At 65.0% G+C, this 23,518-nt stretch carries 19 protein-coding genes and 1 pseudogene; 7 read left to right on the top strand and 13 right to left on the bottom strand.

The features are described 5' to 3' along the window. Positions 1 to 27: 27 nt before the first annotated feature. Both CH295_RS23155 and CH295_RS23150 read left to right on the top strand, forming a co-directional pair. On the top strand, positions 28 to 2,025 hold the full coding sequence (locus CH295_RS23155) for an APC family permease (protein ID WP_037190084.1): 1,998 nt from the start codon (positions 28 to 30) through the stop codon (positions 2,023 to 2,025). Next, positions 2,022 to 3,293: a class I SAM-dependent RNA methyltransferase gene (locus CH295_RS23150; protein ID WP_094742017.1), complete on the top strand. Its 1,272-nt coding sequence runs from the start codon at positions 2,022 to 2,024 to the stop codon at positions 3,291 to 3,293. Before CH295_RS23155 ends, CH295_RS23150 begins: the two co-directional genes overlap by 4 nt. 16 nt (positions 3,294 to 3,309) lie before the next feature. Here CH295_RS23150 and CH295_RS27930 read toward each other — a convergent pair whose 3' ends face one another. Next, positions 3,310 to 3,471: a hypothetical protein gene (locus CH295_RS27930; protein ID WP_170946030.1), complete on the bottom strand. Its 162-nt coding sequence runs from the start codon at positions 3,469 to 3,471 to the stop codon at positions 3,310 to 3,312. A 25-nt stretch (positions 3,472 to 3,496) separates the two neighbouring features. On the opposite strand from CH295_RS27930, the gene CH295_RS23145 reads away from it, so the two are divergent. Then, positions 3,497 to 4,018 carry a CGNR zinc finger domain-containing protein gene (locus CH295_RS23145; protein ID WP_170946029.1) on the top strand — a complete coding sequence of 174 codons (522 nt, stop codon included), beginning with the start codon at positions 3,497 to 3,499 and terminating at the stop codon, positions 4,016 to 4,018. A gap of 22 nt (positions 4,019 to 4,040) precedes the next feature. Here CH295_RS23145 and CH295_RS23140 read toward each other — a convergent pair whose 3' ends face one another. Together CH295_RS23140 and CH295_RS23135 are read right to left on the bottom strand one after the other, a co-directional pair. Continuing rightward, complete coding sequence (locus CH295_RS23140) at positions 4,041 to 4,880, bottom strand: ABC transporter permease (RefSeq protein WP_094742016.1); 840 nt, start codon at positions 4,878 to 4,880, stop codon at positions 4,041 to 4,043. Continuing rightward, positions 4,877 to 5,911: an ATP-binding cassette domain-containing protein gene (locus CH295_RS23135; protein ID WP_094742015.1), complete on the bottom strand. Its 1,035-nt coding sequence runs from the start codon at positions 5,909 to 5,911 to the stop codon at positions 4,877 to 4,879. The genes CH295_RS23140 and CH295_RS23135 overlap by 4 nt, the downstream gene beginning before the upstream one ends. A gap of 181 nt (positions 5,912 to 6,092) precedes the next feature. Between CH295_RS23135 and CH295_RS23130 the strand changes: the two genes are divergently transcribed. Then, positions 6,093 to 6,848 carry a sigma-70 family RNA polymerase sigma factor gene (locus tag CH295_RS23130; protein WP_094742014.1) on the top strand — a complete coding sequence of 252 codons (756 nt, stop codon included), beginning with the start codon at positions 6,093 to 6,095 and terminating at the stop codon, positions 6,846 to 6,848. Beyond that, entirely contained in the window at positions 6,845 to 7,603 is a 759-nt protein-coding gene (locus CH295_RS23125; RefSeq protein ID WP_094742013.1) for an anti-sigma factor, read from the top strand. The genes CH295_RS23130 and CH295_RS23125 overlap by 4 nt, the downstream gene beginning before the upstream one ends. Before the next feature lie 42 nt (positions 7,604 to 7,645). On the opposite strand, the gene glsA is transcribed toward CH295_RS23125, so the two are convergent. After that, entirely contained in the window at positions 7,646 to 9,472 is a 1,827-nt protein-coding gene (gene glsA / locus CH295_RS23120) for a glutaminase A (protein WP_094742012.1), read from the bottom strand. 178 nt (positions 9,473 to 9,650) lie between these two features. Here glsA and dxs point away from each other — a divergent pair, with 178 nt between their 5' ends. Then, positions 9,651 to 11,531, top strand: coding sequence for a 1-deoxy-D-xylulose-5-phosphate synthase (dxs, locus tag CH295_RS23115; RefSeq protein WP_037189461.1), 1,881 nt, complete (start codon positions 9,651 to 9,653; stop codon positions 11,529 to 11,531). Here the strand turns inward: dxs and CH295_RS23110 are convergent. After that, positions 11,518 to 12,846 (bottom strand): MFS transporter, encoded by a 1,329-nt coding sequence (locus CH295_RS23110; RefSeq protein ID WP_094742011.1) that lies wholly within the window; start codon positions 12,844 to 12,846, stop codon positions 11,518 to 11,520. The two genes, dxs and CH295_RS23110, sit on opposite strands and share 14 nt — an antisense overlap. A 288-nt stretch (positions 12,847 to 13,134) precedes the next feature. On the opposite strand from CH295_RS23110, the gene CH295_RS23105 reads away from it, so the two are divergent. Next, entirely contained in the window at positions 13,135 to 14,508 is a 1,374-nt protein-coding gene (locus tag CH295_RS23105) for a glycosyltransferase 87 family protein (RefSeq protein ID WP_094742010.1), read from the top strand. On the opposite strand, the gene CH295_RS23100 is transcribed toward CH295_RS23105, so the two are convergent. From CH295_RS23100 to CH295_RS23065, 8 genes and pseudogenes are all read right to left on the bottom strand, one after another. After that, on the bottom strand, positions 14,478 to 14,747 hold the full coding sequence (locus CH295_RS23100; RefSeq protein ID WP_037189460.1) for a YciI family protein: 270 nt from the start codon (positions 14,745 to 14,747) through the stop codon (positions 14,478 to 14,480). The genes CH295_RS23105 and CH295_RS23100 overlap by 31 nt on opposite strands. Before the next feature lies 1 nt (position 14,748). After that, positions 14,749 to 16,146 carry a sugar porter family MFS transporter gene (locus CH295_RS23095; RefSeq protein ID WP_037189459.1) on the bottom strand — a complete coding sequence of 466 codons (1,398 nt, stop codon included), beginning with the start codon at positions 16,144 to 16,146 and terminating at the stop codon, positions 14,749 to 14,751. Positions 16,147 to 16,368: 222 nt separating this feature from the next. Next, positions 16,369 to 17,115 (bottom strand): SDR family oxidoreductase, encoded by a 747-nt coding sequence (locus CH295_RS23090; protein WP_094742009.1) that lies wholly within the window; start codon positions 17,113 to 17,115, stop codon positions 16,369 to 16,371. A 94-nt stretch (positions 17,116 to 17,209) separates the two neighbouring features. Beyond that, complete coding sequence (sigJ, locus tag CH295_RS23085; protein WP_094742008.1) at positions 17,210 to 18,070, bottom strand: RNA polymerase sigma factor SigJ; 861 nt, start codon at positions 18,068 to 18,070, stop codon at positions 17,210 to 17,212. A gap of 98 nt (positions 18,071 to 18,168) precedes the next feature. Further along, a complete protein-coding gene (locus CH295_RS23080) occupies positions 18,169 to 20,274 on the bottom strand; it encodes a 3-hydroxyacyl-CoA dehydrogenase NAD-binding domain-containing protein (RefSeq protein ID WP_094634317.1) in 2,106 nt (701 codons plus the stop codon). Further along, positions 20,271 to 21,496 (bottom strand): annotated as a pseudogene (locus tag CH295_RS23075) (thiolase family protein). Before CH295_RS23075 ends, CH295_RS23080 begins: the two are co-directional and overlap by 4 nt. A gap of 72 nt (positions 21,497 to 21,568) precedes the next feature. Further along, positions 21,569 to 22,864, bottom strand: a complete 1,296-nt coding sequence (locus CH295_RS23070) for an HRDC domain-containing protein (protein WP_252342151.1) — start codon at positions 22,862 to 22,864, stop codon at positions 21,569 to 21,571. 40 nt (positions 22,865 to 22,904) lie between these two features. After that, a complete protein-coding gene (locus CH295_RS23065; RefSeq protein ID WP_037189453.1) occupies positions 22,905 to 23,504 on the bottom strand; it encodes a DUF3000 domain-containing protein in 600 nt (199 codons plus the stop codon). Positions 23,505 to 23,518 lie beyond the last annotated feature (14 nt).

Below are 23,518 nucleotides of genomic sequence, written 5' to 3'. Positions count from 1 at the left end.
GCAGGAGGACGGCCTACGCTTCTGTGCGTGTCCAAGGTCTCGACTGCCGCCAAGCGGCTAGTGCTCGGTAAGCCGTTCCGCAGCGACAAGCTCGGTCATACGTTGCTTCCCAAGCGGATCGCGTTGCCGGTGTTCGCCTCGGACGCCATGTCGTCGGTTGCCTATGCACCGGAAGAGATCTTCCTGGTGCTGTCGGTGGCGGGCATCTCGGCAGTCGCCTTCACCCCGTGGATCGGTCTCGCCGTCTGCGTGGTGATGGCCGTCGTCGTGGCCAGCTATCGACAGAACGTGCACGCTTATCCGTCCGGCGGCGGCGACTACGAGGTCGCGACCACCAACCTGGGCCCCGCGGCCGGATTGACGGTCGGCAGCGCACTGTTGGTCGACTACGTGTTGACCGTGGCGGTGTCGATCTCGGCGGCGGCGTCGAACATCGGATCTGCGGTTCCGTTCGTGGCCCAGCACAAGGTGCTGTTCGCCGTCGTGGCCATCGTCCTGGTCACCTCCGTCAATCTTCGAGGCATCCGCGAGTCCGGGGCTGCGTTCGCGATCCCGACGTATGCCTTCATGGGTGGCATGTTCCTGATGTTGGCGTACGGCCTGTTCCGGGTCTACGTTCTCGGCGACGACATTCACGCAGAATCGGCAACCTTCGATCTGAAGGCAGAGGATTCGCACCTGTACGGCATCGCGTTCGCGTTCCTCATCGCGCGCGCCTTCTCTTCCGGTTGTGCGGCGCTGACCGGGGTGGAGGCCATCAGCAACGGGGTACCCGCATTCGAGAAGCCGAAGTCGCGTAACGCCGCCACCACACTGTTGCTGCTCGGAGCCATCGGCATCACATTGCTGATGGGCATCATCGTGCTCGCACAGAAGATCGGCATCAAGTACGCCCTGGATCCCGATATTCAGCTGATCGGCGCGCCGGAGGGGTACCAGCAGAAGACGTTGATCGCGCAGCTCGCGGAGGCGGTGTTCAGCGGATTCCCCGCTGGATTCTTCTTCATCACGACCGTCACGGCCCTCATCCTGGTACTTGCGGCCAACACCGCGTTCAACGGCTTCCCCGTCCTCGGTTCGGTTCTGGCCCAGGACCGGTACCTGCCTAGGCAGCTGCACACTCGTGGCGACCGTCTTGCCTTCAGCAACGGCATTCTTTTTCTGTCCGGAGCTGCGATCGTCTTCGTCGTCGCCTTCGGTGCCGAGGTCACCAAGCTCATTCAGCTCTACATCGTCGGGGTGTTCGTCTCGTTCACCCTCAGTCAGACCGGCATGGTTCGGCACTGGACGCGGCTGTTGGCCACCGAGACCGATCCCGAGCAACGGCGGCGCATGCACCGCTCACGGGTGGTCAACGGAGTCGGTCTCGGCATGACCGGAACGGTGCTGGTCATCGTGTTGATCACCAAGTTCGCCGCCGGCGCGTGGATCGCGATCGTGGCGATGGTGGCGATCTTCGTCCTGATGCGCATGATCAGAAAGCACTACGACACCGTGGCGCGCGAGCTCGAGAACGAGGAATGGGACGGAGTTCTGCCCAGCCGCACACACTCGATCGTGTTGGTCTCGAAGCTCCACATGCCGACCCTGCGCGCGTTGGCGTACGCCCGAGCAACCAGGCCCGACACCCTCGAGGCCGTGACCGTCAACGTCGACGAAGCCGATACTCGCGCACTGGTTCGGGAGTGGGAGGCCAGTGACGTCTCGGTGCCGCTCAAGGTCGTCGAGTCGCCCTACCGAGAAGTCACCAAACCTGTCCTGGACTACGTGAAACGGGTTCGCCGCGACTCGCCTCGGGACGTCGTCACGGTCTTCATTCCCGAGTACGTGGTCGGTCACTGGTGGGAGCAGGTTCTGCACAATCAGAGCGCGTTGCGACTCAAGTCTCGCCTGCTGTTCCAGCCGGGCGTGATGGTCACCAGCGTGCCGTGGCAGCTTCGGTCGTCCGAGAAGGCCAAGCGTGAGGTGCTCGGCAACGCGCCCGGTGCGTCGCGACGCGGCTACGAGCCTCCGGCGGGCAAGTGAGCGAGAGCTGGTTCGGGCTGCTGCTCGAGGTCGAACTGGGCGCGCCGGGGCACGGTGGGTTCTGTGTGGCCCGCCACGACGGCCGGGTGATGTTCGTGCGTCACGGATTGCCCGGTGAACGGGTCGTGGCCAAGGTGACCGAAGATCGGGGCGGGTCGTTCTGTCGCGCCGATGCAGTCGAGATCCTGTCGGCGTCTCCGGACCGGGTGGACGCGCGCTGTCCCATCTCCGGACCCGGCGGCTCGGGCTGCTGCGACTACTCCCACGCCAGTGCCGAAGCCGGACGGCGACTGAAGTCCTTCGTCGTCGCCGAACAGCTTCGCCGCGTCGCCGGAATCGAGCGCGAGGTGCGCGTGGAGGAACTGCCGGGGTCCGGTGACGGCACCGGGTGGCGAACCCGAGTGCGACTCGCCGTCGACTCCGGTGGACGGCCGGGCTATCACCGCTATCGCAGCAGCTCGATCGTCACCGAACTGACCTGTCCGCAAATGGATTCCGCGGCCTTCGAGGGTCTGCCGGATCAGCAATGGCGGCCGGGTGCCGAGCTGCAGGTGGTGCTCGACGGTGACGGTGAGCGGCACGTGGTGGAGATCGCGCCGGCGCAACTCTCGCCCACCGGACGCCGATCTCAGGGTCGTCGTGGGGCGTCCGCGCGTCGGGCGGCGTCGTCGCGGTCCCGGCCCGAGAAGGCCGTGATCGGATCGGGTCGCGCGACCGAATACGTCTCGAACAGGGCGTGGACCCTCGACGCCACCGGGTTCTGGCAGGCCCACCGCGGTGCGCCGCAGGTGTACACCGATGTGGTGTCGGAGTGGGCGGACGCCTCTCCCGGTGACGGTGCATGGGATCTGTACGGCGGTGTCGGTGTGTTCGCTGCGGCCCTCGCCGCCGGTGTCGGATCGGACGGACATGTGACCAGCGTCGAGTTCTCCCGGCGTGCAGCCGAGGACGGCCGCTCGGCTCTGCACGACTTGCCTCAGGTGTCGTTCGTGCCGGGACGCGTCGAGCGTTCGATCGATGCGTTGGCCGACCCGGTGTCGGTCGCGGTCCTCGATCCACCTCGGGCGGGGGCAGGCCGGGACGTGATCGACGCCCTCGTCGTCAGGTCTCCCCGCTCGGTGGTGCACATCGGATGCGATCCGGCCTCGTTCGCGCGGGATGTGAGCGTGTATCGAGCTGCGGGATACGAGCTCGACGACATGCGCGCGTTCGATGCGTTTCCCCTGACCAGTCACGTCGAATGCATCGGCCGTTTCGTTCGTCGGTAACGGCTGCCACGACCGATCAGGCCCGGTGCGCAACTTCGGCGACCGGGGAGAAGGTGTGCGTGGGAACGGTCACGATGCGCTGGGCCCCGCACCGGCAGCCCTGATAGCCGACGAGTCCCTCGCTCGTGTTGTGGGTGGAGTGGGTGGTCCAGGTGTGTGTGGTGTGTTCGGTGTACATGTCACCATCGTGATGTAATGGTCTTGTGCACATCAACCCTTACGGCGAATATGCGGTGAAACTCGGTATCGACCTGCTCAATTCACCGCCCACGTCGGCGACCGAACTGGGTGCCCGCTGCGTGGACGCCGGCCTCGTACCGGACTGGACCGCAACCGATGCCGATCTTCTCGACACCCTCCAGTTCCTGCGTGACTGGGCGCGGGTGGTGGACGCGACAACCGAAAACGACCGGGCCGACGAGCTCAATGCTCTGCTGGCACAGGCGTCGGCCTACCCGCGGTTGACCAACCACGCCGACGACGGCTGGCACATGCACTACCGCGACCCCAACATCGAACTCGGCGGCGTCATCAGGGCCCTGGTGAGCGTCGGCACAGCGTTGCATCTGACCGGCCGCGGAATGTCTCGCCTCGATCGCTGCGCCGCCGCCGACTGCACACTCGCGTTCGCCGACACCTCGAGAACCGGTAGACAGCGATATTGCGGAACGGTGTGCTCCAATCGCGACGCGGTACGCAGACATCGAGCACGCGCAGCCTCGTGATCGAGGCGATGCGCACCGTCCGCTAGGACTTTCGGTTGTACAGGCGCATGGTTATCGGTCCGAACACCGCCAGCAACACCGCACACATCACCAGTGTCACTCCCAGGTGACCTGTGTCGACATCACCCTGCATCAGGCCGCGCAGTGACGTGACCAGGAAACTGACCGGGTTGGCGTCCACGAACGCGCGCAGCCAACCGGGCATCGTGCTGGGGTCGACGAAGATGTTGCTCGCGAACGTGAGCGGAAACAGGATGAACATCGACACGCCCATCACCGCAGCCTCGGTGCGCACGATCATCGCGATCATGGTCCAGATCCAGGACAGGCAGAACGAGAACACCAGCAGCAGAGCGATGGAGGCCACGACGCCGACGACGCCACCCTGCGGCCTGAAGCCGAGGACCAACCCGAGGATCAGCACGATCACCGAGGCCAGCGTGTAGCGAACGACGTCACCGAGCAGCGCACCGACCAGGGGAGACGGACGCCAGATGGGCAGCGAACGGAATCGGTCGAACACGCCCTTCTCGATGTCCTTGTTCATGGTCACGCCGGTGTACATCGTGATCATCACCACGGTCTGCACGAGGATGCCGGGGAGCAGGAACTGGATGTACGCCTGGGTCGACCCGGCCAATGCGCCACCGAACAGGTAGGTGAACAGCAACGTGAACATGATGGGAAAGGCCGTCACGTCGAACAACTGCTCGGGAACGTGCTTGATCTTCAGCAGCGCTCGCCACCCGAAGCTCAGCGACGTCGACAACGACGACGGACGCGCCGGACGCGGCCCGGCCGCACCGAGCACATCGATGATGGTCGACGCTTGTGGCGTCGACTGCTGGGCTTCCGCGGTCATGACGCAACCTCCTTCTCGGAATCGATTGTGGCGCCGGCCTGATGGGTCGTTCCCGCAGGCTCCACTCCCGCCCCTTGGGTCGTTCCCGCAGGCTCCACTCCCGCCCCATGCCCGGTGAGGGCGAGAAACACCTCGTCCAAGCTCGGTTGTCCCAGCGTGAACGACGCGATGGGGATGCCTGCGGTCTCGAGTGCAGGCAGCACGGGTGCGGCCTGTGCCGGGTTGTCCAACCGTGCGGTGACGGTCGACGGATCCGGATCCTCGGTGACGTTGCCGCCGACCAGCTCTCGCAGGATCTGCGCGGCGGCCGTTCGCTGGGACGCCTCGAGAACTCGCAGGTGCAGTGAGTTCGATCCCACCGACGCTTTCAGCTCACCCGTCGTCCCCTCGGCGATCACCTTGCCGCGATCGATGACCGCGACACGCCCGGCCAGCTGATCGGCCTCGTCCAGATACTGTGTCGTCAGTAACACCGTCGTTCCGCCCGCGACCAACGCACGAACGATTTCCCACACGTGGTTTCGGCTGCGGGGGTCGAGCCCGGTGGTGGGCTCGTCGAGGAAGATCAGTTCGGGAGTGACGATGATGCTGGCGGCGATGTCGATGCGACGGCGCATGCCGCCGGAGTAGGTCTTGACCTGTCGGGGGCCGGCGTCGGCGATGTCGAACGCCGTCAGCAACTGCTCGGCTCGTGATCGGGCGGCGGGCCGAGAGTAGCCGAGCAGTCGAGCGAGCAGCACCAGATTCTCCGTACCGGTGAGATCCTCGTCCAGAGAGGCGAATTGTCCTGTCAGAGCGACTTTCTGCCGTACGGCCTCCGGTTCGCTCGCCACGTCGTGACCCAGGACCCGGGCACTGCCTCCGTCGATCGGAAGGAGGGTGGCCAACATCCGGATGGTCGTCGTCTTCCCTGCGCCGTTCGGCCCGAGTACGCCGTAGACACCACCGGACGGGATCGAGAGGTCGACTCCGTCGACAGCGATGTTCGTGCCGAAACGTTTGACCAGACCGTGTGTCTCGATCGCCGCCATGTCTCTCGTTTCCTCCGGTGGGCCGGTTGCCCGATTCCCCACGATTGTCCGATTCTCCACCAAGGATGAAACGCGGTCCACATCTGCGCAAACGAATTTTCGTCCCGAACCATCCTCCGGTCGGTTTGTTCCGAATATGTACTGCGGCGGGAAAACGCGGAGGTTTCGATATGAGAGCGATATGACCACTAGTGTCGTGATCGATGAACTCGATCATGAACCCGTCTGTTGGGACGACTTTCCGATGAGCGCGCCGTTGTCGGGTGCGTCCGGATCGTCGGATGCCGGCCGTGACCGGACGACATCCGATGCCTCGGAGAACTACTCGGCAGAGGATGCGGTGTGTGCTGTTCCCAGTCCACAGCTCAAGAACCTCCGTGCCGACGAAGCGGATCGTCTCCGTCGGTTGATGGCGTCGATCGCGCAGGGCGATCGGGCGGCATTCGCCGAGTTGTACGACGCGACCTCGTCGCGGGTCTACGGCATGGTGCTGCGGGTGCTTCGTGACCCGGGGTACAGCGAGGAGACCGCGCAGGAGGTGTTTCTCCAGATCTGGCGTGCGGCACCGAACTACGACCCGAACCAGGGCAGTCCACTGGCCTGGATCATGACGCTGGCGCACCGTCGAGCCGTCGATCGCGTTCGGAGCGAGCAGTCGGGTACCGACCGTGAGGCCGCGTACGGCGCAGTCAGTCACACACCGGAGCACGACGAAGTGCTCGAGACGGTGACGCAGCGGCTCGAATCGGAAGCCGTGGTCGCCTGTCTCGACACTTTGACCGATACGCAGAGCGAGTCGGTCCGAATGGCTTATTACAGCGGTTACACCTATCGCGAAGTTGCGGAGCGGCTCGGGGTCGCGGTTCCTACCATCAAATCGCGCATACGAGACGGATTGATCAAATTGAAGACATGCCTGGGGGTGATCCCGCAATGAACGAATCGTCACGACAACGACTGCTCGACGACGCGGAGGTCTATGCCCTGCACGCGACCACCGAAGCCGAACGACGCGACATCGAGACAGAACGGTTGCGCGTCGACGACACCGCACGCGCCCAGTTCGACGTCCTGGTGGGCGAGATCCACGAGACGCTGGCCCTGGCAGCGGCGGCCGACGCCTCTCCCGCGCCCGAGTCCCTTCGGCAACGGGTGCTCGATCAGGTCGCCGTCAGCGATCAGGAGCCCACGGTCCACAAGCTGCCACCGAACGTCACACCGCTGCACAGGCATCGGCGCGAACGCTCGAAGGCCTGGCGGTACTCGATGGTCTCGGCTGCGGCCGCGGTGGTCGTCGCCGTCGGTGGCGTTGTGGTCGTCAGTCAGACCATGGGCACCGATGCGCAGCCGTCTCAGGCGGACCAGATCGTGGCCGCGCCCGATTCACGACAGGTGACGGCGGAGTTCCCCGGTGGCGGCTCGGCGACCGTGGCGTACTCGCTGGCCCGGAACGCGGTCGTCGTCGATCTCGATGGAGTTCCGCAGCCACCGCCGGGCCGCGTTTACCAGATGTGGTTCGTGGACGGTTCGCCTCGCTCTGCCGGTGTGGTGACCGAGGATCAGCTTTCCTCCGAGGACGGCACGGTGATCGACGGTCTCGGGGCGTCGACGAACTTCGCGTTCTCACTCGAGCCCGCAGGCGGGTCGGCGCAGCCGACCGAGGTGCTCACGATGCTGACGTTGGGCGCCTGAGAGCAGCACACGCACAGTCGCCTCGGGCGGTTCGACGTTCGGTCAGATGCCGATGTCGAACCGCCCGAGCGTTCTGATCACCGCGGCCATCTGGCCGTAGGCTCCGGTGGCGAGATTTTCCAGCAGCGCCAGCTTGATCTCCGGTGCATCGCGCGTGAGCGCCTGGAAGTGCGCCGCCGACACCACCACGAGATCGACCGGTGTGTCGGCGACCATGTCGAGCAGGAACGGTACCGACATCAGCAGGGGCATCTCACCGAAGCTCATGCCGGGGGAGAGTGTCGTGATGCGGTGCTTGCCGCCGTCGGCGGCGACGGCCGTGGACGTCACCTCACCGCGCAGCATCAGGAACAGGCCCGCAGCCGCATCACCCTGGCGAACGATCACGTCTCCGCGCGCGTAGTGCCGCTTCTCCAGATACGGAGTCACGGCGTCGAACTGTGCGGCGGACAGCCCGGCCAGCAACGGATGCTCGGCCGTGGTGACGACCGTCGGCTGTCGCACACCCGCGCAATGGCGATCGAGCAACAGATTCTCGGCCCACTGGATGGCCGCACCCAGGCTCGAGTAGGTTCGGCCCGCGGGGTCGGCCGGGTCGAGACTCGACGTCGTGTGACCCATGATCGCTCTCGGATCCACCAGACCCACCACACAGCCGTGCTCCGCGAGATCCTGACGGAGATCCTCGAACATGGTCCGGGCGATGTCACTGACCTCGTCGACGCCTCGCACATCGATGACGAGGGCATCCAGTTCCCGATCGAGGTCGCCGATCTCACGGACAGCAGTCTCGGCACCGGAGAACAGCAGATCCCCGTGTAGTTCGTACACGCGGGCTCGATCGCCCACGGCAGCCAAGGTGTTCTGTTCCACGTCCGATCGCCGTTTGCGTGACGGTGCCTCGGTGACCACGTATCGGCGCCGGATCGAGGACTTCGCAGCTCGGGTGACGTGCAGGAAGTGCAGTTCGAGGCGTTTCGAGAGTTCTCGGCAGGCGGCGACTCCACGGACGCTGTTCCCGTGCGAATCGAGCCGCGGGGAGTAGACGGCGATGCCCATCTGCCCCGGGAGTACCGCGAGGATCCCGCCTCCGACCCCGCTCTTGGCCGGCAGGCCGACCCTCGCGACCCAGTCGCCCGCGCCGTCGTACATCCCACATGTCGTCATGACCGACAGCACTCGTTCGACCAGAGCCGGTGCAAGTGCACGTTCACGCGTGCGCGGGTTGACGCCGTTGTTGGCCATCGTGGCCGCCATCATGGCGAGGTCCGCGGCGGTGACGTCGATAGAGCACTGGCGGAAGTACAGATCGACGGCGGCGTCGGGATCGTGGTCGATGATGTCGAACGAACGGAGCATGTACCCGATTGCGCGGTTGCGATTGCCGGTGCGGGCCTCCGACCGGTAGACGGCGTCGTTGAACGTCAGAGTCCTCCCTGCATACCGCGAGTACGAGGCTCGAATGCGCTCGAATCGATCCTCGGCACTTCGCCCGGCGATCAGCGACGCCGACGTGATGGCACCGGCGTTGATCATCGGGTTGCGCGGTCGCTCGGTGACGGGGTCGAGACTGATCTCGTTGAACGGCTCACCGGACGGTTCGACGTCGACCTTGCTCGCGACGACGTCCAGTCCCCGGTCGGCCAACGCCAGTGCATAGGTGAACGGCTTGGAGATGGATTGAATCGTGAAGGGGAGTCGAGTGTCGCCGACCTCGTAGACGTAACCGTCCGTGGTCGTCAGCGCGATACCGAACCCGTCCGGCGTGACGGCGGCCAGTTCGGGAATGTAGTCCGCCACCTGCCCGGACGTGTCGTCTCGGCATAATTCGTGAACTCGGCGCAGGATGGCATCGACCACGTTGCTCATAGGCCACACTGTATGTGTGATGTCCGATTCGTCTCCGCCGAGGTTAGGGGCGGCTGGCCCAGAGCACCTCGATGTTCGACGGTACTGTCGGCGTGACGATGCTGGGCGGAGCAGCAGTGCACGGTAACTCCGTAGACTGAAATTTCATTGTGTTTTCCGGCCGGAGGGAGCGATCTCGTTGGGTGTCCTAGCTCGAATTCAGACGCCCGAGGACTTGCGCGACCTCGGCAGTGCGGAGCTGGCCGAACTGGCTCGCGAGATCCGTGCGTTCCTCGTCGAGAAGGTGTCCGCTACCGGCGGCCACCTCGGTCCCAATCTCGGTGTGGTGGAACTGACATTGGCGATTCATCGCATCTTCGACTCCCCGCGTGATCCCGTCATTTTCGACACCGGTCATCAGGCGTACGTACACAAGATGCTGACCGGGCGCACCGGTCTGTTCGACACGCTGCGTAAGCAGGGCGGCCTGTCGGGCTACCCGTCACGGGTCGAGAGCGAACACGACTGGGTCGAGTCCTCGCACGCGTCGGCGTCCCTCTCCTACGCCGACGGCCTGGCCAAAGCGTTCGCCCTGAAAGGCGAAACCGACCGGCACGTGGTCGCAGTGGTCGGCGACGGCGCGCTCACCGGTGGAATGTGCTGGGAGGCCCTCAACAACATCGCCGCAGGCCGCGACCGATCCCTGGTGATCGTCGTCAACGACAACGGTCGCTCGTACGCCCCGACCATCGGGGGCTTGGCCGATCATCTGGCGGCCCTACGGCTCCAGCCCGGGTACGAGAAGGTGCTGGACAACGGTCGCCGCATCGTTCGTCGCATTCCGATCGTCGGGCCCACGGCCTACGCGATGTTGCACGGCATGAAGGCCGGAGTGAAGGACGCCATCAGCCCGCAGGTGATGTTCACCGATCTCGGAATCAAATATCTGGGTCCGGTCGACGGCCACGACCAGCACGCGATGGAATCGGCTCTGCGTCGAGCCAAGGCATACGGCGGCCCGGTCATCGTCCACGCGGTGACGCGCAAAGGCATGGGTTACGTTCACGCGGAGAACGACGTCGCAGATCAGATGCACGCCACCGGGATCATCGATCCGTTGACGGGACTGGCGCGGTCGAAGTCGGCACCGGACTGGACCTCGGTGTTCTCGGCGGCCCTGATCGAGCAGGGCGAACAGAACGAGGACGTCGTGGCGATCACCGCTGCGATGGCCGCGCCCACCGGTCTCGCCGCGTTCGGAGTTCGCTTCCCCGACCGGTTGTTCGACGTCGGAATCGCCGAGCAGCACGCGATGACGTCGGCTGCCGGACTCGCACTGGGCGGCATGCATCCGGTGGTCGCGATCTACTCCACCTTCCTCAATCGAGCGTTCGATCAATTGCTGATGGACGTGGCGCTGCTCGGCTTGCCGGTCACCGTGGTGCTCGACCGCGCCGGTGTCACGGGGGCCGACGGTGCCAGCCACAACGGCATGTGGGACATGTCCCTGCTCGGCATCATCCCCGGTATGAGGGTGGCGGCGCCACGAGATGCCGAGACACTGCGAGAAGAACTGGCCGAGGCGATCGCAACGTCCGACGGACCCACCGCGCTGCGCTTTCCGAAGGGCGCGGTGACCGAAACCGTGCCCGCAGTGCGCAGACTCGACGGAATTGTCGACGTACTGACCGAGCCGTCCGGTGCCACGGGCGATGTGCTGATCGTGGCCGTCGGAGTGTTCGGTCCGCTGGCCGTGCACGCCGCGGAGAAACTCCGACAGGACGGCATCTCGGCGGCTGTGGTCGACCCCAGATGGGTGCTGCCCATCCCACAGGCGCTGCTGAAATTGGCGGAGGACTATCGGATGGTGGTCACCCTCGAAGACAGTGGCCTGCACGGTGGTGTCGGCTCGACCCTGTCCGCGGCTCTTCGCGCGGCAGGCGTCGATACCCCGTGTCGTGATCTCGGTGTGCCACAACGATTCCTGGACCACGCATCACGCGAACAGCTGCACCACGAACTCGGTCTCACCTGCGAGGACGTCGTACAGCGGGTCTCGCACTGGGTCAAGAGCCTCTGACGCCGGTCTCCTGCCGGACGTCGCCGCCGTAGAACGCGCGGCGTCCGGCCACCGCGCCCGCGACTGCCATCGGAGCCGTCATCACGAGCAGGAAGAGCACCGACGGTTCCCACCGTTGCGTTGCCGAATGTACTGCGCCGCACACCACCGGGCCGCAGGCTGCCAGCATGTAGCCGACCGTCTGTGCCATCGAACTCAGCGATGCAGCATCACGTGCCGTCGCGGCCCGCAGATTCATCAGCGTCATCGCCAAGGACAACTGCCCACCTTGGCCGAGTCCGAGCAGCACGGCCCACAGCAGCGCCCATGAATCGGCCGAGGACAGCACTCCCAACAAGCCGGCAACCGTGGGCAACACCACCGCAACGGCCAGAACGCTCTGCCTCGACAATCCGGTGGCCACGTTCGGCACCGTCAGCGCCGTCACGACACTGCTGACCGACAGAGCCGTCAACAGCAATCCGGCCGCGGCGGCGTCCACACCTCGGTCCTGGTAGATCGTGGGCAGCCACGCGATCAACGAATACGCCATGAGTGACTGCACACCCATGAACGCCGTCACCGCCCACGCGACGGGGGAGCGCAGCACGCCCGAACTGCCCCGCGATCCCACGGAACCGGACACCGCCGGCGACGACCCCGTCCTCGCGAACATCCGGGACAGCAGTGCCATACACAACGCCGCGATCACCACCGGGACCGCCCACAACCCGAGCACCCACCGCCACGCGCCGTCGAGCGACTCCGTCAACGGAACCGAGACCCCCGACGCCACACCGGCACTGGCGCTGATCACGGCCGTCAACACACCGGTCAACAACCCCAGCCGGCGAGCCGACACCGCCGGACTCTCCGGTCGTTCCCGCAGGCTCCACTCCTGTTCACCGGGTCGTTCCTGCAGGCTCCACTCCTGCTTTCCTGGTCGTTCCCGCAGGCTCCACTCCTGCACGATCACGCGCACCAGTACCGGACCCAACACGTTCGCGACCGCAATGCCCGCAGCCGCCGCGAGGGTTCCCGCCACCAGTACCGGCCAGGACGGCACCGCGCGCACCGCGGTGCCGACCGCAACGAGAATCAAGCACCCGACGAGCACGTGTGTGACCCGCGCGCGACGCAGCAAAGAACCTGCAGCGGCAGCGCACACACCGAGGAAGATCACCGGTCCCGTCGTCAACAGCGCCATCGAGACGGAACCGGCAGAGTAGAACGCCGCAATATTCGAGGTGAGAGCCGAGGTGCTGCCGAACAGCAGACGCAGTCCGAGACCGAAGACCACGACGGTGAACACAGCGAACACGGTTCGGGACTTCATGGCCTGCTTTCGGCGTCCGGTCGACGGATTGTTTCTATCCCTCACAATGCACTACCGGTCATGTGAGAACCTTCTCGACCTGGCTGCAGGTTCGGTACCGAGAGCAACACCGAACTCTCGGATTTCACGAACGAGTGATCGACGAATGCAGCGAGGAGTACGGAATCGATCGCGTCGTGACATCGAGTCGATTCACGCCGAGTGTCGATCATTTTCTTTGCGAATATGTGACCTGCGTGGCTGGTGTGTCGTTGTTGTCCAAACCGTGACGACTGGCATGTTTTGTCCATGACCCTCGTCTTCGACGGTAGAACCGACGTCTCGGACAGCCGAAGCGATCCGGCTCTCGGCGACGGTGACTCCGACTGGGCCGCCGTCGAGTCCGTGGATGGCACCCCGCCGCGGGATTCCCGGAACGACGGGATCGAGCGACGGCATTCGCGGTGGTTCGTGGCGATGTCGGCAGTGATCGGTGTGGTGGCATTCGCCGCTCACGATCGTTTGCTGTCGTTCGACTCGTTGTACGGGTTGTTCGGCAACGGTGTCGACGCTCTCGTCTACCGACACGGCGGCGCAACCGTACTCGGTAGCGAAGAGCTGTACTCGTTTTCGTTGTTCGGCGCGCTGCCGTTCACGTATCCGCCGTTCGCTGCTGTGCTGTTCGCACCCCTGGGCTTGCTCTCCGATACGGCGACCGGATTGCTGGTGAACGTATCCAATGTCGTGTTGCTCTACGGCGTGGTCCATCTCAGCTGGCGACGACTCGGATACGAGAATTGCACGCGGACCAAAGTGGTGAGTGTGGGTCTGGCGGTGGGTTGCTCGTGGCTGGAGCCGGTGCGCATGTCGCTGTGGTTGGGCCAGATCAATCTGTTGTTGCTCGTGTTGGTGCTGTGGGATCTCGGCCGGCCCGAGGGCAGTCGGCTCCGCGGGGTCGGCGTCGGAATCGCGGCAGGTCTGAAGCTGACACCCGGCCTGTTCATCGTCATGTCGATCGCGCAGAAGCAATGGCGAGCGGCATGGACTGCGGCCGTCACCGGTCTGGTCACGGTGCTGATCGGATTTGTGGTCGTGTTCTCCGACGCGTGGCGCTATTGGACCTCCGCGATCCTCGCCTCGGACCGAGTGGGGTCGACCACGTCTCCCGCGAACCAGTCGGTTCGGGGGGTGGTGGCGCGGGCGTGGGGAACCGAGCATCCGCCTGTGATCGTGTGGTTGCCTGCGGCCTTGATCGTCCTTGCTGCGGGGATGTGGGTGTCGTATCGAGCTCACCGTGCGGGGAGAACACTGCTGGCGATGACGCTGTGCGGTCTCACGGCGCCGATGGTGTCGCCGTTCTCCTGGGGCCATCATTGGGTGTGGTGCGTTCCGCTGTTGGTGATCGGACTCGATGCATGTGCGAGCTCGCGGACGAGCGTGCGCGGCCGCACGCTGCGCATCCTCGGATTGCTCGCCGCCACAGCTCCTTTCGTGGCCTGGTATCGCACTCAGGCCGACGTGGTGGTGATCGGCACGTTCATGCAGTCCTTATCGCCGATCCTCGACGGAGGACTGCGGAACGCGTATTGCGTTGTTTACGTGATCGTTCTGGTGGTAGCGGCGATAGGACTGCGGAAGGACTCGACTGTCCGCTACGTCCCTGCCACCCACTCTTCGATCTGAACGCGATCTATCAGATGGGCCAGGGCGAAGGGATCGTGTGCGAACATGCGCTCCACACTCGCCTTGTCGGTGCCGTCGACGATCATCGTGGCACCACTGTGATCGGCGAGTGGGCTCGACGATCGGAGGATCTTGCGGCGCTCGAGTTCGCGCAGCCAGGCGCGGTGGTCGGTGCGGTGATCGTCACGGCCCGAGGATGTCTCGGGGGTGTACGCGTATTCGACGACGAACATCGGCATGTCAGATCTCCATGTCCTCGAGCTCCATTCCTTTGGTTTCCGTGATCTTGTACTTGACGAAGAAGAAAGACAGGATCGCGAAGAACGCAAAGAACGAATAGATGAATCCGAGTCCGATGGTGTCGGACAACGGCGGAAATGCGAGTGTGATGGCGAAGTTGGCAATCCAGTTCGCGGCAGTACTGATACCGAGAGCGACGGCTCGCATTCGGTTGGGGAACATCTCCCCGAGCATGACCCACATGATCGGTCCCCAGGTTGCGGCGAAGAAGACCACGAAGAGGTTCGCTCCGACGAGAGCGACCGGTCCCCACGGGGACGGCAATTCGAGTTGGTCCCCGCTGCCCACTGCCTGAGTGAACGAAACGGCCGCCAGTACGAGGCCGACGAACATACCTATCGAGCCGATCATGAGCAGATTCCGTCGGCCGAATCGGTCGACGAACAAGATGGCGACGAATGTCATCGAGACATTGATGACAGAGGTGATCACCGAGGTGACGAAAGATTGGTTCTCGCTGAAACCGACGGATTTCCACAGGGTCGTCGAGTAGTAGAAGATCGCGTTGATGCCGACGAACTGCTGCAGAATCGCCATCGTGATGCCGACCCAGACGATCGGTTGCAGACCGAACTTGGGTCCACGGATATCGGCGAAGGACGATTTCGATTCCCGACGCAAGGTCAGTCGGATCTCTTTGACCCTTTCGTTCGGGTTCACCTCTCCGGTGATGTCTCCCAGAATGCGAGCCGCTTCCTCGTCGAGATGTTTTCCGACGAGGTATCTGGGCGACTCGGGAATCAGTGTGGCGAGAAAACCGTAGACGAGTGCCGGTGCCACGCCGACCAGGAACATCCATCGCCAGGCTTCGAGCCCGAACCACAGGTCGTTCGACGGCCCACCTGCCGCGTTCTGCAGCACCGCGTCCGACAGCAGGGCGGCGAAAATTCCGATGGTGATGGCCAGCTGCTGCAGCGAGGCCAATCCACCTCGATAGCGCGCCGGGGCAATCTCCGAGATGTAGGCGGGCGCAATGACCGATGCGATGCCGATGCCGAGGCCGCCGAGTACACGCCACAGCATGAGATCCGGGACGCTGAACGCGAACCCGGATCCCACCGACGAGATGGTGAACAGTGCGGAACCGAGCAGCATCACCTTCTTTCGGCCCCAGCTGTCGGCGAGCCGGCCGGCGAACCAGGCACCGACCGCACAACCGAGAAGCGCGATGGCCACGGCGAAGCCGGTGACGAACGACGACAGTGCGAAGTTCTCCTGGATGGAGTCCACCGCGCCGTTGACGACGGACGAATCGAACCCGAACAAGAAGCCGCCGACAGCGGCGGCAATCGTGACTCCGATGACTTTGGCAGTGTGCCGATCGGTGGATTGCGTCATCACGTGACCCAGCTTTCGAGGTGAACCAGCATCCTTGGTGGTCGATCGCCATCATCGTCCTCGCACCGGCGGATTGGGAGCGAAATCGACTCGATATTCGAGGCGTGCGGCAATCCGCTCACCGAAAAAGGTGAATTGTCCGATATTGCGCCTGTCGAACTCGAAGTTGCGGACGGAAAACTGCCGAAAGTCGTCCATGGCTTCGAGTTCGGCGGCAGGTGGCTATCGCGCCTGGGCGGCCGCCCACTGACCGAAGGTCTGGAGACCGTGATCCGCATCGGTCGTGGTGACCAGCGTTCCGTCTCGCATCGCGCGACCGTATGCGCCGGGAATCGGGACTTCGAGCACCAGGCCGCGAGTACCGATGGCCCGTGCGTAGCGCCGAACCATCTCGGCCATGCGTTCTTCACGCGGTCCACCGAGGTCTGCGACTCGGCCGGCCGGGGTCCGCTCCGCCAGGTCGATCAGTCGTTCGGCGACCTCGCGGGCGGCGATCGGTTGCGAGACCATCTTCGGGATGATGCTCACCGGACCGAACGAGGATCGTGCGCGAATCTGGCCGGCGAACTCGTGGAACTGGGTGGCTCGAAGAATGGTCCACGGCACTGTGCCGGCTCGAATGATTCTCTCCTGCTTGACCTTTCCGGCGTAGTAGGAGTGTGGAACCCTGTCTATCCCCACGATCGACAGCGCCACGTGATGGCCGACACCGGCCGCGACCTCTGCCGTCAGCAGGTTTCGCGTGACAGCGGCGAAGAACGACATCGACTCCTTCGCCGAGATCGTCTGCGTCGACGCGACGTCGACCACCGCGTCGACTCCGGCCAGGGCGTCGGACAGACCCGACCCGCTGACGAGATCCACACCCGCAGATCGCGACAGAACGACCACCTCGTGTCCGCGTTGACGGGCGACCTCGACGACATGCACTCCGACGGTTCCGGTTCCACCGGCTACGGCTAGCTTCATCGCGTATCCACCTGATTCTCGAGAGCTGATGCGGACCGCACGGCGCGGCCCTCCACTCTCTGACGACACAGCCGTGCCGAATGTATGGCGAGTGTCAGGGCCAATGTCGGAGTTTGTCCGGATTGAGCACGATCCAGATGTCGGCCACCACCCCGTCCGCTGTGTCGAACCCGATGACGCCGAACACCTGTCCGCCGCGTCGGATCACGATGCCGGACAGGCTGTTGACGGCCTCGATGGACCAACTGAGGTCCGTGGACTTGGCGGTGATGCCGCGAACGAAACGAGCGACTCGGTCGGAGCCCACAACAGGATTGCGGGCCGCCGAGACCTGCCCGCCTCCGTCGCTGATCAGGGTGACATCGGGGGCGAGCAACGAGACGAGCGTCGCAAGGTCTCCGTCTCCCGAGGCCATCGCAAAGGCGCGCACGACGCGATCGTGCTCGAGGGGGTCGGCAGAGGTGAGATGGCGGCCGTGCACGTGTTTTCGGGCGGCAGACGCGAGCTGGCGGCATGCGGCAGGGGAGCGGTCGAGCACGGCCGCGATGTCGTCGAACGGAACGGCGAAGGCATCGTGCAGCACGAATGCGACTCGCTGCGCAGGACCGAGCGATTCGAGAACGACGAGCAAGGCGAGAGTCACCGAATCCTGTTGTGCGACTCGATCAGCCGGGTCGGCGGCCGTCGAGTTCACCGAGTGCAGGCCGCAGACGGGTTCCGGCAACCATTGGCCGACGTACTTCTCGCGGCGGACGCGGGCCGATCCGAGCAGGTCGAGGCAGATGCGGCCGACCACCCGGGTGAGCCACGCAGCAGGGACGTCGACGGCGTCGCGTTCGGCGTCGGTGAGTCGGTACCACCGAACGAGAGCCTCGGACGCAGCGTCTTCGGCGTCGCAGTAGGAACCAAGCATGCGATAGGCGATACCGATCAGCCGACCGCGTTCCTCGTTCATGGCGTCAGACCTTATCGCGACACAACGATGCCGAGTTCGAGGTGATGGACGAAAATCCGGAGAATTCCGTCCACAACCTCGAACTCGGCGGGGCAATGCTAGACGCTGGCTACGCCCGGAGCGAGGAAGCGCTGACCGGTTGCGGCCTCGGAGGCCCCGCTGCGGTCCAGGTACGGGGTGATGCCGCCGTTCCAGAAGCCGAAGCCGCCGCCGAGCAGCAGGCAGAGGTCGATGTCCTCGGCTGCTGCCACGACGCCCTCGTCGAGCATGATCTTGATCTCGTCGGCGATCGCGTTGCGGGTGCGTTCGAGCACCTGCTCGGCGGTCGACGGCGAATCACCTTGCGGCCACAGTGCGGCCACCTCGGGGTCGACGACCTGGCCCTCGGGGCCGTAGGTCCACACACCCGGCTTCTTCGCCTCGACGAGTGCACGGAATCCGGGGGAGTCCTTGAATCGATCCGGGTACGCCTCGGCAAGCGTCTCCGCGGTGTGCAGAGCGACGGCCGGTCCGACGAGTGCCAGCAGGGTCAGCGGACTCATCGGCATGCCGAGTTCGCCCACTGCGCCGTCGGCGACCTCGAACGGGGTGCCCTCGTCGATCGCGCTGATGATCTCGTTCGACGCGCGGGTGACGAGACGGTTGAAGACGAATCCGGGGAGATCCGCCGACAATACTGCCGACTTCTTCAGGGTCTTGGCCGTCGCGAATGCCGTTGCGAGGGTGGCATCGTCGGTCTTCTCGCCCTTGACGACCTCGAGCAGTGGCAGGACCGCAACGGGGTTGAAGAAGTGGAAGCCGACAACGCGCTCGGGGTGCTTCAGATCGGCCGCCATCTTGGTGATCGACAACGAGGACGTGTTGGTCGCGAGAATCGTTTCGGCAGAGACGAATTCCTCGACCTCGGCGAACACCTTCTTCTTGACGTCGAGGTTCTCGAACACGGCCTCGATGACGAAGTCGGTGTTGGCGAACGCAGACTTGTCGATCGAGCCGGACACCAACGCCTTCAACCGATTCGCGGCGTCGGGGGACAGGCGCTTCTTGCCGAGCAGCTTGTCGATCTCGCCGTGGACGTAGCCGACACCCTTGTCGATGCGCTCCTGATCGATGTCGGTGAGGATCACCGGCACCTTCAGCTGCCGCACGAACAGCAGTGCGAGCTGGCTGGCCATCAGACCGGCACCGACGATGCCGACACCGGAGATCTTGCGCGCCAACGACTTGTCGGGCGCACCGGCGGGACGCTTCGCGCGCTTCTGCACCAGATCGAAGGCGTACAGCCCGGCACGCAATTCGTCCTTGACCAGCAACGTGGACAGGGCCTCGTCCTCGGCCGCGAAGGCTTTGTCGAGCGAGGCCGAGTCGGTGATGTCGGTGTTCTTGGCGAGCTCGAGCAGCTCAACCGCGGCGACGGGGCCGGGGGCGAAGTTGTTGGTCTTGCCCGCCACGATTCCCTTGGCGCGGGCGATGGCGTCGTCCCAGGCCTGCCCGCGGTCGATCTCCGGACGGGCAGGGGTGATCTCGCCCTTGATGACCTGAGCAGCCCACGCGAGGGACTGCTCGAGGAAGTCGGCTCCGCCGAAGAGAGCGTCTGCGATACCGAGGTCGAGTGCCTGCTGCGGCTTGAGGACGCGGTTCTGGTTCAGTGCGTTCTCGATGACGACGGTGACCGCGTTCGAGGCTCCGATGATGTTCGGCAGCAACTGAGTTCCGCCCCATCCCGGTACCAGCCCGAGGAAGGCCTCGGGTAGTCCGAGCGCGGCAGCGTTCTCCGCGACGGTCCGGTAGTGCGAGTGCAGTCCCACTTCGAGACCACCGCCGAGTGCGGCACCGTTGATGAAGGCGAACGTCGGAATCGTGCTTTCGCGCAGGCGACGGAAGACCTTGTGGCCGAGCTGCCCGATCTGCAGCGCCTCGTCCTTGGTCTTGATGTTCGGCACACCGTTGAGGTCGGCACCGACGGCGAAGATGAACGGCTTACCGGTGACGGCGATGGCCACCGGGTTCGCTGCGAAGGCCTCGTCGAGGGCGGCGTCGAACTTGGCGAGTCCGCCGGGACCGAAGGTCGACGGCTTGGTGTGATCGAAACCGTTGTCGAGCGTGACGAGGGCGATGGAGCCGTCGAGTCCCGGTACGGAGACGATCTTGGTGAAGGCGTTCGTGACTACCTCGTCTTCGAACGCTGTGGTGATGTCACTCATTTGGCTGCTCCCGAGTAGTCAGCGTGGTTGGGGTTCTCCCAGATGACGGTGCCGCCCATGCCGAGACCGATGCACATGGTCGTCAGGCCGTAGCGGACGTCGGGCTGCTGAGCGAACTGGCGGCTCAGCTGGGTCATCAGGCGCACGCCTGAGGACGCGAGAGGGTGGCCACACGCGATGGCACCGCCCCACTGGTTGACGCGGGGATCGTCGTCGGCGATGCCGTAGTGCTCGAGGAAGGCGAGAACCTGGATGGCGAAGGCCTCGTTGATCTCGAACAGGCCGATGTCTTCGATTTTTAATCCGGTTCGGCCGAGCAGCTTTTCGGTGGCAGGAACCGGGCCGATGCCCATGACGGCCGGGTCGACGCCTGCGAAGCTGAAGCCGACCATGCGCATGCCGACGTTCAGGCCGAGTTCGTGCGCGGTGTCCTCGCCGGCGAGGATCGCGGCTGTGGCACGTCGTTGAGTCCCGCAGCGTTGCCTGCGGTGACGCGACCGGCAGGACGGAACGGCGTCTTGAGCTTGGCGAGGTCTTCGACGGTAGTGCCGGGGCGAGGCGGCTCGTCCTCGGTGGCCAGGCCCCACCCGGCGGCGGACTTGGTGGCTACGGGCACGAGAGTGTCGGCGATGAAGCCGGCCTTCTTGGCCGCGTCGTACTTGTTCTGACTGGCGACGGCGTACGCGTCGGTGCGGTCCTTGGTGATGCTCGGGAACCGGTCGTGCAGATTCTCGGCGGTATTACCCATCACCAGTGCGCTGGGATCGACGAGCTTGTCGGCGAGGAAACGCGGGTTGGGGTCGACGCCTTCACCCATCGGGTGGCGGCCCATGTGCTCGACGCCACCGGCGATCACGACGTCGTACTGGCCGAAGCCGATACCCGATCCGGTGGTGGTGACCGAGGTCATTGCGCCTGCACACATGCGGTCGATCGCGAATCCGGGGACGCTGCGGGGGAGACCGGCGAGCAGTGCGGACGTACGGCCGATGGTCAGGCCCTGGTCACCGGTCTGCGTGGTCGCGGCGATCGCGACCTCGTCGATGCGCTCGGGAGGGAGGTTGGGGTTCTTGCGAAGGAGTTCGCGGATTGCCTTGACGACCAGGTCGTCTGCGCGAGTGTCGGCGTACATGCCCTTGGGGCCTGCTTTGCCGAACGGGGTACGGATGCCGTCGACGAAGACAACATTCCTCTGTGAGCTGGTGGACGCGGGTACAGACACGCTTTTCGATCCTCCCGACAGATGCGGACGACTCGCCCGGGTACCCGGACGCGACCCCTACTGTAGCGGGTATTACCCGTCGGTAACTTGGGAAGGGTGCAGTGCCTTCGTCAGTACCGGCACCACCAGTGTCCGCTGCCAGGGCCGGGCCCCGCCGTCGGCCAGTCGGGCCTCGATCAGCTCGGCCGGGTCGACGTCGGGATCGGCCGGATTCTGCCAATCCCACACCAGGCGGCGCAGCAGATCCGGCATCAACAGATTCTCGACCGGCACTGCAACCGATTCGCTGAGCTCGGTCATCGCGGCCCGTACGTCGGCGAGTCGCGCAGCTGCATCGGGATCGCGTCGAGCCCACCGATTGACCGGGGGCGGACCGTCGAAAGACGCTGCCATCGAGGGCAGTTCGGACGTCGGAAGCGCTCGCGCACGGGTCAGGGCGGAGGCCCACAGTCGGGACGATCTGCGCTGACGCGGACCGCCGAAGACCGGCAGTTGCTCGAGCTCCCGCGAGGACTTCGGGTCCGCCGTTGCGGCTGCGACGATCGCCGAGTCGGGCAACACCCGGCTCGGTGCCACATCACGCTTGGCCGCCAATTCGTCTCGGGTGGACCACAATTCGCGGACGGCAGCGAGGGTGCGGGGAGATTTGATCGCGTGAATCCCCGATGTCCGACGCCATCTGTCGGTCTTGGGTTTGGGCGGTCCGAGAGTGAGGATGTGGGCGAATTCCTGTGCTGCCCAGTCCGTTTTACCCTGCTGTTCGAGCTCCGCGGCCATTGCGTCACGCAGTTCGAGCAGAACTTCGACGTCGAGTGCGGCGTAGTTGAGCCAGGTGTCGGGTAGTGGCCGGGTGGACCAGTCGGCAGCTCCGTGGCCCTTCTGCAGGGCAAGGCCGAGAGTGCGTTCGACAATGGCGCCGAGCCCCACTCGGTCGAATCCGGCGAGGCGGCCTGCGAGTTCGGTGTCGTAGAGCGTCGCGGGTACCAGGCCGAGTTCGGCGAGCCCGGGTAGGTCCTGATCGGCGGAGTGCAACACCCATTCGAGCGGGTTGATCACCTCGGCGAGTGGAGCGAGGTCGCCGGTGACGGGGATCGGATCGAGCAGAACGGTCCCTGCGCCACGCCGACGGAACTGCAGAAGGTAGGCACGCTGGGAGTACCGAAAGCCCGACGCGCGTTCGGCGTCGACTGCGAGAGGCCCGTGACCTGCCGCGAGGAGCTTCGCGGCCATGAGAACGGCATCCGGTGTGTCGACGACATCGGGTACACCGTCAGCCGGGGCGAGCAACGGAACGGCGACCGGCTCGTTGACCGGCGCGTCCGACGGGGCGTCGTCCGACGTGGTGTCGGGGGAACTCTCGGCTGACATGGACAGTGACTCTAAGCCCTACGGGTGGAAGGGCCGCCCACTATGTCCGGCTGGAACTGCGCTGACCGAGGGTGGTGATGCCCGCGGGAGGCAAACCGGCCGCGTAGGCGAGCACCTCACAGAACGCTTCGACGTGCGTCGAGAGGTCCTCGGACGTGGCCGTCCACGAGGCGCGCAGTTCGAGCTGGTGGGCCTTGGGCGGCCCGGCGATGTCGCCGTAGCGCACCGAACTGGTCGAGGTGACAGTGCCGCCGAGTGCGTTGAGCGGCTCGGACCGTGACTCCAGCGCGTCGACCAGCCAACTCCACCCGACCTCGGGGAGCAGGGGATCGTCGGCGAGGGATTCGTCGACGTCCGCCTGGATGTACGCGACCAGTCGAAGGGTGCCGTTCCATGCCTCGGCACCGTCGGGGTCGTACAGCAGGATCAGGCGGCCGAAGGCGTCACCGTCACTCTGTTCGTCGACCTGGTCGGAATCGGGATGCTTGACCTCGGCCCCGATCGCATAGCTGTAGGGGGCGAGACGCTGCGGCGGCCGGATCGGACCGATTTCGATCGCCGGGTGTACCTGAGCCCGATGCATCGCGTCGATGGCGGCGCGGAACGGCGCAGGTTCGGCGGTGGATTGGGATTCGGTCACGTCACCGGACGTTA

The organism is Rhodococcus sp. 14-2483-1-2 (assembly GCF_002259405.1).
GTDB lineage: Bacteria > Actinomycetota > Actinomycetes > Mycobacteriales > Mycobacteriaceae > Rhodococcoides.
Note: the sequence above shows the minus strand (reverse complement) of the source record. Positions and strands in the feature narration are given on the sequence as shown.